The organism is Streptomyces sp. NPDC090025, assembly GCF_044748125.1.
GTDB lineage: Bacteria > Actinomycetota > Actinomycetes > Streptomycetales > Streptomycetaceae > Streptomyces.
In genome coordinates this window covers 248,352-263,993 of the sequence record NZ_JBIVFL010000009.1, presented here as the reverse complement: position 1 = coordinate 263,993, position 15,642 = coordinate 248,352, and the positions used below count along the sequence as shown (strand labels likewise).

At 71.7% G+C, this 15,642-nt stretch carries 13 protein-coding genes; 10 read left to right on the top strand and 3 right to left on the bottom strand.

The annotated features are described in order from the left end of the window. Positions 1-158: 158 nt before the first annotated feature. On the bottom strand, positions 159-701 hold the full coding sequence (locus ACIPXM_RS22005; protein ID WP_401657834.1) for a MarR family winged helix-turn-helix transcriptional regulator: 543 nt from the start codon (positions 699-701) through the stop codon (positions 159-161). A gap of 131 nt (positions 702-832) precedes the next feature. Here ACIPXM_RS22005 and ACIPXM_RS22000 point away from each other — a divergent pair, with 131 nt between their 5' ends. Next, positions 833-1,261, top strand: a complete 429-nt coding sequence (locus ACIPXM_RS22000; RefSeq protein ID WP_401657832.1) for a DUF6069 family protein — start codon at positions 833-835, stop codon at positions 1,259-1,261. A 140-nt stretch (positions 1,262-1,401) separates the two neighbouring features. After that, positions 1,402-3,285: an asparagine synthase (glutamine-hydrolyzing) gene (gene asnB, locus ACIPXM_RS21995; RefSeq protein WP_401657830.1), complete on the top strand. Its 1,884-nt coding sequence runs from the start codon at positions 1,402-1,404 to the stop codon at positions 3,283-3,285. A 169-nt stretch (positions 3,286-3,454) separates the two neighbouring features. On the opposite strand, the gene ACIPXM_RS21990 is transcribed toward asnB, so the two are convergent. Next, positions 3,455-5,212 (bottom strand): BTAD domain-containing putative transcriptional regulator, encoded by a 1,758-nt coding sequence (locus tag ACIPXM_RS21990; RefSeq protein ID WP_401657828.1) that lies wholly within the window; start codon positions 5,210-5,212, stop codon positions 3,455-3,457. Positions 5,213-5,553: 341 nt separating this feature from the next. Here ACIPXM_RS21990 and ACIPXM_RS21985 point away from each other — a divergent pair, with 341 nt between their 5' ends. Both ACIPXM_RS21985 and ACIPXM_RS21980 read left to right on the top strand, forming a co-directional pair. Then, positions 5,554-7,092 carry an MDR family MFS transporter gene (locus tag ACIPXM_RS21985; RefSeq protein WP_401657826.1) on the top strand — a complete coding sequence of 513 codons (1,539 nt, stop codon included), beginning with the start codon at positions 5,554-5,556 and terminating at the stop codon, positions 7,090-7,092. A 267-nt stretch (positions 7,093-7,359) separates the two neighbouring features. Then, the gene (locus ACIPXM_RS21980) at positions 7,360-7,722 is read left to right on the top strand and encodes a holo-ACP synthase (RefSeq protein ID WP_401657956.1); all 363 of its coding nucleotides are present in this window, start codon (positions 7,360-7,362) and stop codon (positions 7,720-7,722) included. On the opposite strand, the gene ACIPXM_RS21975 is transcribed toward ACIPXM_RS21980, so the two are convergent. Next, complete coding sequence (locus tag ACIPXM_RS21975) at positions 7,676-8,020, bottom strand: hypothetical protein (protein WP_401657824.1); 345 nt, start codon at positions 8,018-8,020, stop codon at positions 7,676-7,678. The two genes, ACIPXM_RS21980 and ACIPXM_RS21975, sit on opposite strands and share 47 nt — an antisense overlap. Positions 8,021-8,407: 387 nt before the next feature. Here ACIPXM_RS21975 and ACIPXM_RS21970 point away from each other — a divergent pair, with 387 nt between their 5' ends. The 6 genes from ACIPXM_RS21970 to ACIPXM_RS21945 all read left to right on the top strand — a co-directional run bounded on the left by ACIPXM_RS21970 (position 8,408) and on the right by ACIPXM_RS21945 (position 15,552). Further along, positions 8,408-9,460 (top strand): ABC transporter substrate-binding protein, encoded by a 1,053-nt coding sequence (locus tag ACIPXM_RS21970; RefSeq protein WP_401657822.1) that lies wholly within the window; start codon positions 8,408-8,410, stop codon positions 9,458-9,460. A 4-nt stretch (positions 9,461-9,464) separates the two neighbouring features. Continuing rightward, positions 9,465-10,358: a siderophore-interacting protein gene (locus tag ACIPXM_RS21965; RefSeq protein ID WP_401657820.1), complete on the top strand. Its 894-nt coding sequence runs from the start codon at positions 9,465-9,467 to the stop codon at positions 10,356-10,358. Between the two features lie 155 nt (positions 10,359-10,513). Then, positions 10,514-11,962: a pyridoxal phosphate-dependent decarboxylase family protein gene (locus ACIPXM_RS21960; protein WP_401657818.1), complete on the top strand. Its 1,449-nt coding sequence runs from the start codon at positions 10,514-10,516 to the stop codon at positions 11,960-11,962. Further along, positions 11,949-13,223 carry a lysine N(6)-hydroxylase/L-ornithine N(5)-oxygenase family protein gene (locus tag ACIPXM_RS21955; protein ID WP_401657816.1) on the top strand — a complete coding sequence of 425 codons (1,275 nt, stop codon included), beginning with the start codon at positions 11,949-11,951 and terminating at the stop codon, positions 13,221-13,223. Before ACIPXM_RS21960 ends, ACIPXM_RS21955 begins: the two co-directional genes overlap by 14 nt. Beyond that, on the top strand, positions 13,220-13,774 hold the full coding sequence (locus tag ACIPXM_RS21950) for a GNAT family N-acetyltransferase (RefSeq protein ID WP_401657814.1): 555 nt from the start codon (positions 13,220-13,222) through the stop codon (positions 13,772-13,774). The genes ACIPXM_RS21955 and ACIPXM_RS21950 overlap by 4 nt, the downstream gene beginning before the upstream one ends. Beyond that, positions 13,771-15,552, top strand: a complete 1,782-nt coding sequence (locus tag ACIPXM_RS21945) for an IucA/IucC family protein (protein ID WP_401657812.1) — start codon at positions 13,771-13,773, stop codon at positions 15,550-15,552. Before ACIPXM_RS21950 ends, ACIPXM_RS21945 begins: the two co-directional genes overlap by 4 nt. Positions 15,553-15,642: the final 90 nt, after the last annotated feature.

Sequence of the window (15,642 nt, the reverse complement as noted above, 5' to 3'; positions counted from 1 at the left end):
AGGCGCGGACGCCCCACGGCTGCGGGGGCTCGGATGCGCCGTCGGTTGCGGGGTTGTGGTGAGTCCAGCGTCGCCGGGGTGGCTCGAAGCCGCCTCGAAGGCCGGTGGACGCTCCCGCGAAGGGCGCTGGGCGAGCGGGCGCGCCGGGCGACGGACCGTCAGCGACGCCCGGCGTCGTCCAGGGAGTGCACGAACTTGGTGAGGAGGCGGGCGAAGTCGCGCTGGTCGTCGGCGTCCCAGTCGCCGAGGACGACCGAGTAGAAGCCCTGCCGGGTGCGGTGGGCGGCGGTCACGGCCTCGCGGCCGACCTCGGTGAGTTCGAGGCAGCTGCGCCGCCCGTCCTCCTGGGAGGCCACCCGGCGGACGAAGCCGGAGCGGACCGCTTCGGCGACGATCCGGCTGGCCCGTGACGGGTCTATGGCCAGCCGGTCGGCGACGAAGCCGACGGTGACGTCACGGCCGTCCTCGCCCGCGCCCTCGTCGACGGCGTCGACGACGGCGAGCGTGTTGAGGTCGACCGGCTCGGTGAGGCCCATGACGACGGGCCTGGCCAGGCTGCGCCGGGACTGCCTGCGACGGATGCGGATCATCGCGGACTCCACGGCGTCGAGCACGGTCGGGTCGACGACGGCCGCGTCGGCGGCGTCGTACTCGGCCCCCTGTTCGGGGCGGGTCTGGTTGATCGTGTCCGGGGCGCTCACGGCTTCCAGGTTACCTGCATGTGACTGGACGAGACATTCTTTGACGTGAGAACATCATGTGCGGAAGTCACACATATACATCTGGCAATCAACTACCGCGTTCCTGCCGGAGCCCCTGAAGGAGGCCCGAGATGACCGCCACCACCACCACGAGCCCCGCGCGCGTCCGCGCGCTCGCCGTCGTCGCCGCCGTCGTGGTCGACGCCCTGATCTGGCTGCTCGCCCACTCCGCGTTCGACATCGACCTGCGGACCCCCGACGGCCCGGGATCCACCACCAGCACCCCGCTCCCCTTCCCCGCCGTCGTCATCGGCGTCGCCGTGATCGGGCTCCTCGGCTGGGGCCTGCTGGCCCTCCTGGAGAAGTTCGCCGCGGGCCGCGCCCGCGCGATCTGGACCGTGGTCGCCGTCGTGATCCTGGTGCTCTCGCTGTTCGCGCCGGTCTTCGGCGCGGGCCTGACCGCGGGCAACAAGATCACCCTGGTCCTGTTCCACCTCGTCGTCGGCGCGATCCTCGTGCCGGCCTTCCGCCGCACCAGCACCAGCACCACCACCGCCTGAACCGCCTGAAGCGCCACCGCGGCCGGTCCGCGGCCCCTCCGTGCCGGGCCGCTCACCGGTCCAGCGCCGCTCCACACGGCTTCGAGCGCCCCCCGGGATCTTTACCGCCAGGGCAACCGACAGCACGGAAGGAGCACCGCATGTGCGGCATCGCAGGCTGGGTCCGCCGCGAGGGCGGCCCGGACACGGAGGAGCCCGGGCTCGCGGAGGCAATGGCGCACACCATGGCCTGCCGCGGCCCGGACGGCCGGGGGGTGCGGACCTCGGGTCCGGCCACCCTGGTGCACACCCGACTGGCGGTGATCGACGTGGCCAGCGGCCTCCAGCCGATGGCCGCGCCGCCCGTCGGAGCCCCGGACGACCCGGCGCACGCCGTCGTCCTCACCTACAACGGGGAGATCTACAACTTCCCCGAGCTGCGCACCCGACTCGCCTCCCTGGGCCACCGGTTCACCACCCGCAGCGACACCGAGGTGGTGCTGCACGCCTATCTGGAGTGGGGCGAGGAGTGCGTCAGCCGCCTTGAGGGGATGTTCGCCCTCGCCGTCTGGGACCCGCGCCGCCGGGCCCTGTTCCTGGCCCGCGACCGCTTCGGCATCAAGCCCCTCTACTACGCCGCCACCGCGTCCGGCCTGGTCTTCGGCTCCGAGCCCAAGACGCTGCTCGCCCACCCGGCGGTCTCCGACGCCGTCGACCTCGACGGACTGCGGGTGCTGTTCTCGATGGCCCGCGCGCCCGGCGAGAGCGTCTACCGCGACATCCGCGACCTGCCGCCCGGCCACACCCTCACGTACGGCGCCGACGGCCGGACCGTGCTGCGCCGGTACTTCCAGCTGGAGGCCCGCCCGCACGAGGACGACCTCGACACCACCGTCAGGACCGTGCGCGAGCTCCTGGAGGCCAGCGTCGCCCGCGAGCTGGTCGCCGACGTGCCGCTGTCCGTGCTGCTCTCCGGCGGCCTGGACTCCAGCGCGGTGGCCGCCCTCGCGGCCCGGGCCCGCGAGGCGGGGGGCGGCGACCCGATCCGTACCACCACCGTCACCTACAGCGGCTACAGCGACGACTTCAAGGCGGACCTGGTGCGCAGCGCGCCGGACGCGCCGTACGCCCGCGCGGTCGCCGACCACATCGGCGCGGACCACCTGGAGATCGAGCTCAGCACCGCCGATCTGATCGACCCGGCGGCCCGCCGCGAGGTGCTGCGGGCGCAGGACGTGCCGGCGCCGTTCGGCGACATGGACACCTCCACCTACCGGGCGTTCGCCGGGGTGAGCCGGCACTCCAAGGTGGCGCTGACCGGGGAGAGCGCCGACGAGATCTTCGGCGGCTACAGCTGGGTGCACATCCCGGACCTGGCCGACGAGGCGCAGTTCCCGTGGGTGGCGTTCGAGCAATGGCACCCGGGCACCCGGGACGGGCTCGGCCAGGGCCTGCTCTCCCCCGCCTTCGCGGCCAGGCTCGACATGCCGGGCTACTACGCGGAGCGGTACGCGCAGGCGATGGCGGAGATCCCGCGGCTGCCCGGCGAGTCGGCCGAGGCGCGCCGGGCCCGGGAGATCTGCCATCTGCACCTCACCCACTGGCTGCCGCGGCTCCTGGAGCGCAACGACCGCCTCAGCATGATCTCGGGTCTCGAGGTGCGGGTGCCGTTCTGCGACCACCGGCTGGTGCAGTACGCGTACGACATCCCGTGGGAGCTGAAGACCTTCGACGGCCGGGAGAAGAGCCTGCTGCGGGCGGCGGTCGCCGATCTGCTGCCGGAGCAGGTCCTTGAGCGGCCGAAGGCGCCGTTCCCGGTGAGCCAGGACGCCACCTACACCAAGGCGCTGCACGCGGAGTTCGCCGAGGTGCTCGACGATCCGGCGGCGCCGGTGCGGGCGCTGCTGGATCTGGACAAGGCGCGCGCGGTGGTCGGCCCGGCGGGCGAGGCGAACGCGCAGGACTGGCTGCACCGGATGAACATCGAGATGGCCCTGCAGGTGAACACCTGGCTGGTGGCGCACGGGGGCGGCGTCGACCTGTGAGGTCCGCGGAGTCCGCGCGGTCCAGGTACGCGCGAAGGGGGCGCCCCGGTCGGGGCGCCCCCTTCGGGCATGGGGGACAGGTGCGGCGGTACGGAACGTCTGCGGGTGGTTCCGGTGACACGGGTGGTACGGGTGGTTCAGCGGGTGCGTACGGCCGGTGCGGTGGGGATCAGGCGAGCGCGCCGACGGCGACGGTGCGCAGCGCCATCCGCAGCAGCGGCGGCATCCGGTACTGGAAGAAGCGCTCGGAGGAGCCGTCCCTGACCAGGTCGACCTCCAGGAGGAAGAACTCGACGAGTTCCTCCAGGAGTTCCTCGGTGACGTCGGGGCCGAGTCCGAGCACCCGGGCGGCCTGTTCGACAGTGAGCACCTCGCCGTCCTCACCCGCCAGCTTGGCGAGGGCGTCGCCGACCCGGGGGTCGAGTCCGCCGCAGCGGCGCCGGACGTGGTGGAAGGGATGGGGCCGCTGGTGGGTGGGGGACGCGGGCCGGTCCCGGCTCATCCAGTCGACGAGCTGGCGGACCGACCAGTGCGGGCGGAGTTCGAGCAGTCCGACCGCCTCGGCCATCGGCCCGGGCAGGCCGCCGAACAGGTCGAGCATGGCGCGGGACGAGCCCTCACCGAGCAGCCGTTCGCGGCCGAGCGCGCCGAGGAACAGTTCGAGCGACTGCTCGGGCCCGATCGGCAGCAGGTCGACCGGGGCGCCGAAGTGCCCGCCGTACAGCCGCCGGTAGCCCGCCACCAGGACGGCGGAGCCGGTGTCCTCCGGCAGCAGGTCGGTGATCTGGTGCGCGGCGGAGACGTGGTCGACGACGAGCAGCACCCGGCGTCCGGCGGTCCAGGCGCGGAACAGCGCGGCCCGCTCGGGCTGCCCGGCGGGCAGTGCGGCGCGGGCGTGGCCGACGGCCTCCAGGAGTTCCCCGAGGACGTCCTCGACGGTCCTGGAGGCGGCCGGGTCGCCGAAGGAGGCGTACAGCCGTCCGTCCGGGAAGGCGTCGGCGAGCCGGTGGGCGAGGGCGATGGTGAAGGACGTGGTGCCCACGCCGGGGGCCCCGGCCACGCACACGCACTTCGGGCCCTGGACGGCCGGTTCGCGGAGCATCCGGCCGACCTTGGCGAGTTCGGCGTCCCGGCCGATGAGCGGGACGTCGGCGGGGAGTTTGACGGGGGCCTGCGGGGCGGCGGGCGGGTGCGCGGGGTGACCGACGGCGCGTCCGGCCGGCAGGTCGAGCCCGCGGTCCCCGGCAAGGACCTGCTGGTGCAGCCACTGGAGCTCGGAACAGGGTTCGAGGCCGAGTTCCCTGATGAGGACCCGGCGGATGCGCTGGAAGACCTCCAGGGCGTCCGGCCGGCGGCCCGCCCGGTAGAGCGACAGCATCAGCTTGGCGTGCAGCCCCTCCCGGGTCGGGTTGTCGGCGGCGAGCGCGGTGAGTTCGCTGATCAGCCGGTGGTGGCGGCCGAGCAGCAGATCGGCGTCGATGCGCTCCTCAAGGACCTCGTAGCACTGTTCCGCGAGCCGCAGGGCGTCGATGCCGACGATGGGGCCGGGGGTGAGGTCGCTGAGCGCGGGGCCGCGCCAGACGGCGAGCGCCCGGTGCAGCAGGTCGGCGGCCTCGGTGACCCGGCCGTCCTCCATGGCCGTGCGTCCGAGGTCGGCGAGTTCGGTGAAGCGCATGCTGTCCAGCGAGCCCTGCGGCACCGAGAGCCGGTACCCGCCGGGGGTGGTCTCCAGGCTCAGGCCCGGCAGCTTGCGCAGTTGGTAGATGTACGTCTGCAGGGTCGTGGCGGCGCTGGACGGTGGTCGTTCCTCCCAGAGCTCCTCGACGAGCTGGTGCAGGGGCACGGTGCTGTTGGCCCGCAGCGCCAGCAGCGCGAGCACCTGCCGGACCTTTGGAGCGGAGGGCGTCACGTTCACGCCGTCGTGCACGACTTGCAGGGTTCCCAGTAACCCGATCTGCAGCACTGCCCCTCCCGTGGCTTGCATCTCTTACGGCCTGATGCACTTCGTGAGCGTGAGGTGGATCACTTGACTTCCGCTTGAGCTGCACTCGACAAACGCAGCCCACCAGGGAGCCTCCGGGAAAACCGTGGCGGCGGTGCCCGGTTTCAAGGTTACGCTACACAGGGCATTCATATGAGGAAAGCATGTAATTGATGAACAAACCTACATGCGCCCTGACCAGTGGAGGAACGACGATGACCGCACCCAGCGGGGGCCCCCAGGGGCGGGCCCCCGGCGCAGCGCCCGGCGCAGCTCCGGAACGCCCCTTGCCGCCACGCTTCCCCCTGCTCCTCGCGTCGCTGCTGCTGACGAGCGCCATGTCGATGCTCGACCAGTCGATCGTCGCGACCGCGGGACCCCGGCTCACCGCCGAGCTGGGCGCCCTCGATCTGTACAGCTGGACGTTCACGGCGTACATGCTCACGTTCAGCGTGGCCATGCCGATCTACGGCAAACTCGGCGACTTGTTCGGCCGCCGTACCGTCTATCTGTCCGCGATCGTCATCTTCCTGATCGGCTCGATCGCCTGCGGCGCGGCGGGCTCGATGGAGTGGCTGATCGTCTTCCGGGCGCTCCAGGGACTGGGCGGCGGCGGGCTCCAGGTGAGCGCGTTCTCCGTGCTCGGAGACCTGATGCCGCCCCGGCAGCGGGCCAAGTACCAAGGGTTCTTCGCGGGTGTCATGGTGCTCGCCAACCTGGCCGGGCCGCTCGTCGGCGGAGTGCTCACCGACCAGCTCGGCTGGCGGTGGATCTTCTACGTGAACATTCCGCTCGGCCTGCTGGCTTTGGCTGGAATTCGACTGCTGCTGCCCGCCGGGACCCGTTCGAGCGCCCGCCCGCGCGTCGACTACCCGGGCACCGCGCTGCTCACCGCGCTGATCGCCGCGCTGGTCCTCGCGACCGACTTCGCGGGGCGGGACGGCTGGGGCGACCCGGTGGTCCTCGGCATCGGCGTGGCCGCGGTGCTGCTCGCGGTCGGCTGGGTGGTACGGGAGCGGTCGGCGCCCGAACCGATCGTGCCGCTCGGCCTGTTCGCCGACCGCACCTTCACCATCTGTGTGACGGTGGCCTTCGCGGTGAGCTTCGCCTTCTTCGGCTGCGTCAACTTCGTACCGCTGTTCCTGCAGACCGTGAACGGGGTCAGCGCCTCCGAGACCGGGCTGCTGTTCCTGCCCGCGATGATCGGCATGGCCCTCGCCACCGTGGTGGCGGGCCAGGTGATCGCCAAGACCGGTCGCTACAAGTGGTTCCCGGTGGCCAGCACCGCGCTCGCCGCGGTGGCGGCGCTGCTGCTCTCGCTCGACCCGGCGCACACCGGCTCGGCGGCGGTCGCCGCGCTGCTCGCCGTGATGGGCATCGGCGTCGGCCTGTCCTCGCAGGTCACCACCCTGGTCGCGCAGACCACCTCGCCGCGCGAACACATGGGCGTGACCACCTCGACGGTCGGCCTGGCCCGCAACCTCGGCACCGCGTTCGGCGCCACGGTCTTCGGCTCCATCCTGAACGCCCGGATCGCGACGAAGGCGGCCGAGCTGCTGCCGCCGGACACCGCGCGCAGCGTCACCGGCGGCGACTGGGACCCGTCGAAGGCGGCCGACTTCCCGCCGGAGACAGTCGCGGCGGTCGCCCAGACCTACGGCGACGCGCTCGGCACCGTGTTCCTGTCGGCGGTGCCGGTGCTCGTGGTGGGCCTGGTCCTGGCGCTCCTGATGAAGGACGGCAAGCTGGAGGCGCGCGGACCTGGCGGCCCCGGCGGACCTGGCGGTCCCGGCGGCCCGGGTGCCAAGTCGGAGGCACCGGCCTGACCTTCGAGCCGTCGTCGAGCCACCGGTGCCAGCGTGCCGCCCATGCGACCCAAGCGACCCAAGCGACCCAAGCGACCCAAGCGATCCGCGGGATCCCCGGAATCCCGGGAGCGGGACAAGGGCGGGACCCGGTGGGACCGGTGCCTCGACGGCCTGGCGGCCGGACTCGCCGCGCTGGCCGGAGCCGTGGCCGGCCGGGCGGGACGACGCTCACGTACGGGCGGGGGCGCGGGTGCGGACCCGACGGCACCCGCACCCCGCTCGCCCATCGCCGGGATCGGCATCGACGTCGCCGCCATCTCCCGCTTCGGCACCGCCCTGGAACGCAACCCCGGGCTCGCCGAACGGCTCTTCACCCCGGACGAGCTGCGCGGCCCGTCCGGGGCACGGCGTGCCACGGCCTCCCTGGCCGCGCGGTTCGCCGCCAAGGAGGCCGTGGCCAAGTGCCTGGGCGCGCCCGGCGGGCTGCGCTGGCACGACGTGGAGGTGCGGACCGCGCCGGGCGGCCGTCCGGTGCTGCGGGTGCGGGGCACCGCGGCCGCCCTGGCGGCGGGCCTCGGGATCACCTCATGGCAGCTGTCGCTCACTCATGACGCGGACGTGGCCTCGGCGGTCGTGGTGGCGTCCTGAACGAGGGGTCCGCGCCGTCCCACACCTCGGCCAACTGGGCCCACAGCACGGCCTCCTCGGCGCTCATCCCGCCCTCGGCGCCCGCGTCGACGAGCCGTTCCGGGTGCCCGGGCCTGGGCCCGGCCGCGCGCCACGGGTCGGGCGCGACCCGGGGATCCGGGGCACCGCCCCCGTACACCGGGAGATATCCGTAGCACTCGGGGACGGTGTAGAGCCCGAACCCCTGTCCCAGCGCGGTGAGGCCCACCTGGGCGTCGCGCCACAGCACCCGCAGCCACTTCCTGGACCGATCGCCCACCGGGGGCTCCCTTCGCCGCCGTCTCGCCGCCGTCTCGCTGCCGTCTCAGGGCTGTGAAGGTAGGCAACCGTCCTCGAAGGCGGCTTGAGCGGGGCTCCGACGGGCCGTCAGCGTCCGCCGAGCGGGGCGGCGACGGGGCCCGAGCGAGATTCGAGCCGGGGGCGGCACTCTGTGCCATGGGTGCGCAACGGCCTGCGCACCTCCCAGGTGGGCGGAGCGCCGTGCTTCTTCATCCCCCCGTGAAGTGCGGCGCTCCCCCACCGTCAGCGGCACCCGGCGGCAGCCCCTGAGGGGCACCCCCTGGACAAGTCAATATGAGGTTAGGCTAACCTACCTTTGACTTGGACCAGGCCGGATCCCTCCGGCACGCACGAGAGCGGAACCGCCATGCCCAGCAACGCCCGAGCCACTTCCCTCACCCGTCGCGGCCTGCTGGCCGCGGGCGGCGCCCTCGGGCTCGGCGCCGCGCTCGCCGCGTGCGGCGGCGGTGACAGCAAGGACGCCGGCTCGGCCGCCAAGCCGTCGGAGAAGTCCGGTCCGTGGAAGTTCACCGACGACCGGGGCACGGCCGTCGAGACCAAGGCCACCCCGAAGAACATCGTGGCCTTCACCGGCATGGCCGCCGCCCTGAAGGACTTCGGCGTCGAGGTGGCGGGCGTGTTCGGCCCGACCTACGTCGAGGACCCGAAGACCAAGGAGAAGAAGCCGGACGTCCAGGCGGGCGACCTCGACATCGCCAAGGTCAAGGTCATCGGCAACGTCTGGGGCGAGTTCAAGATCGAGGAGTACCTCAAGCTCCAGCCCGAGCTCCTCATCACCGACATGTGGGAGAAGAACGACCTCTGGTACGTCCCGGCGGAGCAGAAGGACAAGATCCTCAAGATCGCGCCGAGCGTCGCCCTGTGGGCCGCCGACAAGTCGATGCCCACCGTGCTCCAGCGCCACGCCGACCTCGCCGCCTCGCTCGGCGCCGACGTGCAGACCGCGCAGATCAAGGCCGACAAGGCCCGCTTCGAGGCCGCGGCCGAGCGGGTCCGCAAGGCCGCCAAGGGCAAGAAGGACATCAAGGTCCTGATCGGCTCCGGCTCCCCCGACCTGTTCTACGTCTCCACCCCGGTCCGGCCGACCGACACCCTGTACTTCCAGGAGCTCGGCGTCACCGTCGTGACCCCCACCAAGCTGGACCAGGGCGGCTGGTTCGAGGGCCTGAGCTGGGAGAACGTCGACAAGTACGCGGCCGACATCATCATGCTCGACAACCGCACCTCGGCCCTGCAGCCGGAGGCCCTGAAGTCGAAGCCGACCTGGGCCGCGCTGCCCGCCGTCAAGGCCGGCCAGGTCATCCCGCGGGTGACCGAGCCGATCTACTCGTACGCCAAGTGCGCCCCGCTCCTGGAGGACCTGGCCAAGGCCCTCGAGAACGCCAAGAAGGTGGCCTGACCCCATGACGACCGCCGAGACCGCCCCGTTCCAGTTCTTCTCCCTCCAGGTCGACCGGACGCGGCGGCTCGGCCCGTCGCTGGTCCGGGTCACCTTCACCGGTGACGAGCTGAAGCGTTTCGCCGCCGGGGGCCGCGACCAGTCGCTCTCCCTCTTCCTGCCGCACCCCGGGCAGGACGCGCCGGTCCTGCCGCCCCTGGACCAGGACATGTACGCGGTCCTGGGCGCCTACCGGGCGCTGCCGCACGACGAGCGGGCCGTGATGCGCTCGTACACCGTGCGCGAGCAGCGCCTCTCGCCGGTGCCCGAGGTCGACATCGACTTCGCGGTGCACGAGGACGGCGGGCCCGCCTGCCGCTGGGCGCAGCACGCCAAGGCCGGTGACCGGGTCGTGGTGCTCGGCCCGGGCGTCGCGGACAACACCGCGGTGCGCTTCCGGCTGCCCGCGGACGCCGATTCGGTGCTCATCTGGGGCGACGAGACGGCGCTGCCCGCCGCCTCGGCCATCCTGGAGTGGCTGCCGGCCGAGACCCGTGCCCACGTCTATCTCGAAGTCCCGTACTCCGGCGACCGGATGGAGCTGGCCACCGAGGCCGACGCCACGGTGACCTGGCTGGTCCGCGAGGAGGGCGCGCCGCCCGCCGTCGAGGTGATCGCGGGCGCCGAACTGCCGGGCGAGGCCCCGTACGTGTGGATCGCGGGCGAGTCCGGCGCGGTGAAGGCGCTGCGCCGGCACTTCGTCCGGGAGCGCGGGCTCGACCGGCGCCGGGTGACGTTCGTCGGCTACTGGCGCAAGGGTCTCTCGGAGGACGCCCTGCGCGAGGTGCCGGACGAGACCGAGGCGGACGCGCAGGCGGAGTCCGCCGCGGCCGAGGCCGCCACCGCCGGGGCCAACTGACCTTCCCCGTACGGACTTTCGGCCCCCACGACAACGGCCCCCCGACCCTTCACGGGCGGGGGGCCGTTGTGCTGCAAACTTAGGTTAGGCTAACCTAACCAAGACCGCTTCACCGAGAGTTCCTTGCGTCCCCTCACTCCCGGAAGGGCCCCCACATGCGCTCCCACCTGCTCAACGCCACGACGGCGGAGTCCTATCGAGACTCCGTCACCGAAGGAGTCGAGCGGGTGGCGAGGAAACTCGCCACGACCCGCGGCCCGTTCACGGGCGTCACGCCCGCCGAGCTCGCTCCCGTCGTCGACGCCGTCGACCTCGACAAGCCGCTCGGCGACGCCACGGCGGCCCTCGACGAGCTGGAGGACGTCTACCTCCGCGACGCCGTCTACTTCCACCACCCCCGCTACCTCGCCCACCTCAACTGCCCGGTGGTCATACCCGCCGTGCTCGGCGAGGCCGTGCTCTCCGCCGTCAACTCCTCGCTCGACACCTGGGACCAGAGCGCGGGCGGCACCCTGATCGAGCGCAAACTGGTCGACTGGACCTGCGCCCGCATCGGCCTCGGCCCGCTCGCCGACGGCGTGTTCACCAGCGGCGGCACCCAGTCCAACCTCCAGGCGCTGCTGCTCGCCCGCGAGGAGGCCGTCACCAAGGCCGGCGGCGACCTGACGAAACTGCGGATCTTCTCCTCCGACTGCAGCCACTTCAGCGTGCAGAAGTCCGCCACCCTGCTCGGCCTCGGCCGCGAGGCCGTCGTGTCCATCCCGGTCGACCGCGAGCGCCGGATGCAGTCCGTCGTGCTCGCCGCCGAGCTGGAGGCGTGCCGCGCCGAGGGCCTGGTCCCGATGGCGATCGTCGCCACCGCCGGCACCACCGACTTCGGCTCCATCGACCCGCTGCCCGAGATCGCCGCGCTCGCCGCCGAGTACGGCGCCTGGATGCACGTCGACGCCGCCTACGGCTGCGGCCTGCTCGCCTCGCCGACCCGCCGCCACCTCCTGGACGGCATCGAGCGGGCCGACTCGGTCACCGTCGACTACCACAAGTCGTTCTTCCAGCCGGTGAGTTCGTCCGCCCTGCTGGTCCGCGACGGCGTCACGCTGCGGCACGCCACGTACCACGCCGAGTACCTCAACCCGGTGCGCACGCTCGCCGAGCGGATCCCCAACCAGGTCGACAAGTCGCTGCAGACCACCCGCCGCTTCGACGCCCTCAAGCTGTGGATGACGCTGCGCGTGATGGGCGCCGACGGCATCGGCCAGCTCTTCGACGAGGTCTGCGACCTGGCCGCCGCCGGGTTCGAGCTGCTCGCCGCCGACCCGCGCTACGACGTGGTGGTCGAGCCCAGCCTGTCGACCCTGGTCTACCGCTACGTCCCCGAGAACGTCACCTCGCCCGCCGACATCGACCGCGCCAACCTCTACGCCCGCAAGGCCCTGTTCGCCTCCGGCGAGGCCGTGGTCGCGGGCACCAAGGTCGACGGCCGCCAGTACCTCAAGTTCACCTTGCTCAACCCCGAGACGACCGTGGCCGACATCGCCGCCGTCCTCGATCTGATAGCCGGCCACGCCGAGCAGTACCTGGGAGAGAACCTTGTCCACGCCTGAGATCCACGACTTCATCGGCATCGGGCTCGGTCCGTTCAACCTGGGCCTCGCCTGCCTCACCGAGCCGATCGCCGAACTGAACGGCGTGTTCCTGGAGTCCAAGCCGGACTTCGAATGGCACTCCGGGATGTTCCTCGAAGGCGCCCACCTCCAGACGCCGTTCATGTCGGACCTGGTCACCCTCGCCGACCCGACCTCGGCGTACTCCTTCCTCAACTACCTGAAGGAGAAGGGCAGGCTGTACTCGTTCTACATCCGCGAGAACTTCTACCCGCTGCGGACCGAGTACAACGACTACTGCCGCTGGGCCGCCGGGAAGCTGACCTCGATCCGCTTCGACACCACGGTGAGCACCGTCTCCTACGACGAGTCCGCCGAGCTGTACGTCGTCGCCACCGAGGCGGGCGAGACGTACCGCGCCCGCCGGATCGTGCTCGGCACCGGCACCCCGCCGTACGTCCCCGAGTCCTGCCAGGACCTGGGCGGCGACCTCATCCACAACTCGCGCTACCTGCAGAACAAGGAAGCGCTCCAGCGGAAGAAGTCGATCACCCTGGTCGGCAGCGGCCAGAGCGCCGCCGAGATCTACTACGACCTGCTCGCCGAGATCGACGTCCACGGCTACCAGCTCAACTGGGTGACCCGCTCCCCGCGCTTCTTCCCGCTGGAGTACACCAAGCTCACCCTGGAGATGACCTCCCCGGAGTACGTGGACTACTTCCACGCCCTCCCCGAGCAGACCCGCTACCGCCTGGAGACCCAGCAGAAGGGCCTCTTCAAGGGCATCGACGGCGAGCTCATCGACGCCATCTTCGACCTGCTCTACCAGAAGAACCTCGGCGGCCCCGTCGCCACCCGGCTGCTCACCAACTCCGCGCTGCACTCCACCGCGTACGACGAGGCCACCGGCTCGTACACGCTCGGCTTCCGCCAGGAGGAGCAGGAGAAGGACTTCACGGTCGAGACCGAGGGCCTGATCCTCGCCACCGGCTACAAGTACGCGGTGCCCGCGTTCCTGGAGCCGGTCCGCGACCGGCTGCGCTGGGACTCCCAGGGCCGGTTCGACGTCGCCCGCAACTACGCGATCGACACCACCGGCCGCGGCGTGTTCCTGCAGAACTCCGCCGTCCACACCCACTCGATCACCTCGCCCGACCTGGGCATGGGGGCGTACCGCAACGCCTACATCATCGGCGAGATGCTGGGGTCCGCCTACTACCCCGTCGAGAAGACCATCGCGTTCCAGGAGTTCGCCGTATGACCGCCGAGACCCCCGACACCGCCGACATCCGGATACGCCCGCTGGACCCGCTGAAGGACGCCGAGCTGATCCACCCCTGGGTCACCGACGCCAAAGCGTCCTACTGGCTGATGCAGGGCTTCAAACTGCAGGACGTCGAGCGCGAGTACATGGCGATCGCCGCCAACCCGCACCACGACGCCTTCATCGGCACCGTCGACGGCGCGCCCGCGTTCCTGATGGAGCGCTACGACCCCGCGCGGGCGGAGCTGGTCGGCCTGTACGAGGCCGAGCCCGGCGACGTCGGCATGCACTTCCTGGTCGCCCCGACCGACACCCCCGTGCACGGCTTCACCCGCACCGTGATCACCGCCGTGATGCGCGAGCTGTTCGCCGACCCGGCCACCGCCCGGGTGGTCGTCGAGCCGGACGTCCGCAACAAGGCCGTGCACGCGCTCAACGAGGCCGTCGGCTTCGTGCCCGAGCGGGAGATCCAGAAGCCGGAGAAGAAGGCCCTGCTGAGCTTCTGCACCCGGGCCCAGTTCGAGGCCGCCGTGGGAGCCGCCGCATGAGCACGTACACCGACCCGGTCGCCCACCTCACCCCCGAGCGCTGGGCCGCCGCCAACCGCGCGCTGATCCGCAAGGGCCTCGCCGAGTTCGTCCACGAGCGGCTGCTGCACCCGCGCGAGCTCGCCGACGGCCGGTACGCGGTGTCCAGCGACGACGGCGCCACCGAGTACCGCTTCGCCGCCGACCGCTACGCGCTCGACCACTGGCAGGTCCACCCCGAGTCGATCAGCCGCCACCGGGGCGCCGAGGAACTCCCCCTGGACGCCCTGCTGTTCATCACCGAGCTGCGCGGCTCGCTCGGCCTGAGCGACGAGATCCTGCCGGTGTACCTGGAGGAGATCTCCTCCACCCTGGCCGGCACCGCGTACAAGTCGACCAAGCCCCAGGTCACCTCCGCCGAGCTGGCCCGGGCCGGGTTCCAGGCCGTCGAGACCGGGATGACCGAGGGCCACCCGTGCTTCGTCGCCAACAACGGGCGGCTCGGCTTCGGCGTCGACGAGTACCGCGCGTACGCCCCCGAGGCGGCCACCCCGGTACACCTGGTGTGGCTGGCCGCGCACAAGGACCGCACCACCTTCACGGCGGGCGCGGGCATCGACTACGAGACCTTCGTACGGGCCGAGCTGGGCGACACCGCCGTGGACGGCTTCGCCGCCACCCTGGCCGCCCGCGGCCTCGACCTCGCCGACTACCTGCTCGTGCCGGTGCACCCCTGGCAGTGGTGGAACAAGATGGCCGTGACCTTCGCCGCCGAGGTGGCGCAGCAGCGCCTGGTCTACCTGGGCGAGGGCGACGACGCCTATCTGGCGCAGCAGTCCATCCGTACCTTCTTCAACTCCACCGACCCGGCCAAGCACTATGTGAAGACGGCCCTCTCGGTCCTCAACATGGGCTTCATGCGCGGACTTTCGGCCGCGTACATGGAGGCCACGCCCGCGATCAACGACTGGCTGGCCGGTCTGATCGAGGCCGACCCGGTGCTCACCGCGGCCCGCTTCTCGATCATCCGTGAGCGCGCGGCGGTCGGCTACCGGCACCTGGAGTACGAGGCCGCCACCGACCGCTACTCCCCGTACCGCAAGATGCTGGCCGCGCTGTGGCGCGAGTCCCCGGTGCCGACCCTCGCCGAGGGCGAGCGGCTGGCCACCATGGCCTCCCTGCTGCACGTCGACCACGCCGGGGCCTCCTTCGCGGGCGCCCTGATCAAGGAGTCGGGCCTCGCCCCGGCCGAGTGGCTGCGCGGCTACCTGGACGCGTACCTGCTGCCGATCCTGCACTGCTTCTACGCCTACGACCTGGTCTACATGCCGCACGGCGAGAACGTGATCCTGGTCCTGGACGAGAAGGGCGCGGTGCCGCGCGCGATCTTCAAGGACATCGCCGAGGAGATCTGCGTCATGGACCCGCAGGCGGTCCTGCCGCCGGCGGTGGAGCGGATCCGCGCCGAGGTCCCCGAGGACATGAAGCTGCTGTCCGTCTTCACGGACGTCTTCGACTGCTTCTTCCGCTTCCTCGGCGCCACGCTCGCGGCGGAGGGCGTCCTCGACGAGGACGACTTCTGGCGCGCGGTCGCCGACTGCGTGAAGTCGTACCAGGCGTCGAAGCCGGAACTGGCGGATCGTTTCGCCCAGTACGACATCTTCACCGAGACCTTCGCCCTCTCGGCCCTCAACCGCCTCCAGCTGCGCAACAACAAGCAGATGGTCGACCTGGCGGACCCCTCGGGCGCCCTCCAGCTGGTCGGCGACCTGGTGAACCCGATCGCCCGCTTCGCCTGACGCCCCCTGCCCCACCCCAGAACCGATGGGGGCCTCGCCGGAGTTCGGTCCTCCGGCGGGGCCCCCATCTCTGTTCCCCGTCCCTTCGCC

What these genes read in the sequence shown, in the direction of transcription:
- ACIPXM_RS22000 (WP_401657832.1), top strand. Translation starts at nt 833, where the DNA reads ATGACCGCCACCACCACCACGAGCCCCGCGCGCGTCCGCGCGCTCGCC.
- asnB (WP_401657830.1), top strand. Translation starts at nt 1,402, where the DNA reads ATGTGCGGCATCGCAGGCTGGGTCCGCCGCGAGGGCGGCCCGGACACG.
- ACIPXM_RS21970 (WP_401657822.1), top strand. Translation starts at nt 8,408, where the DNA reads ATGCCCAGCAACGCCCGAGCCACTTCCCTCACCCGTCGCGGCCTGCTG.
- ACIPXM_RS21965 (WP_401657820.1), top strand. Translation starts at nt 9,465, where the DNA reads ATGACGACCGCCGAGACCGCCCCGTTCCAGTTCTTCTCCCTCCAGGTC.
- ACIPXM_RS21960 (WP_401657818.1), top strand. Translation starts at nt 10,514, where the DNA reads ATGCGCTCCCACCTGCTCAACGCCACGACGGCGGAGTCCTATCGAGAC.
- ACIPXM_RS21950 (WP_401657814.1), top strand. Translation starts at nt 13,220, where the DNA reads ATGACCGCCGAGACCCCCGACACCGCCGACATCCGGATACGCCCGCTG.
- ACIPXM_RS21945 (WP_401657812.1), top strand. Translation starts at nt 13,771, where the DNA reads ATGAGCACGTACACCGACCCGGTCGCCCACCTCACCCCCGAGCGCTGG.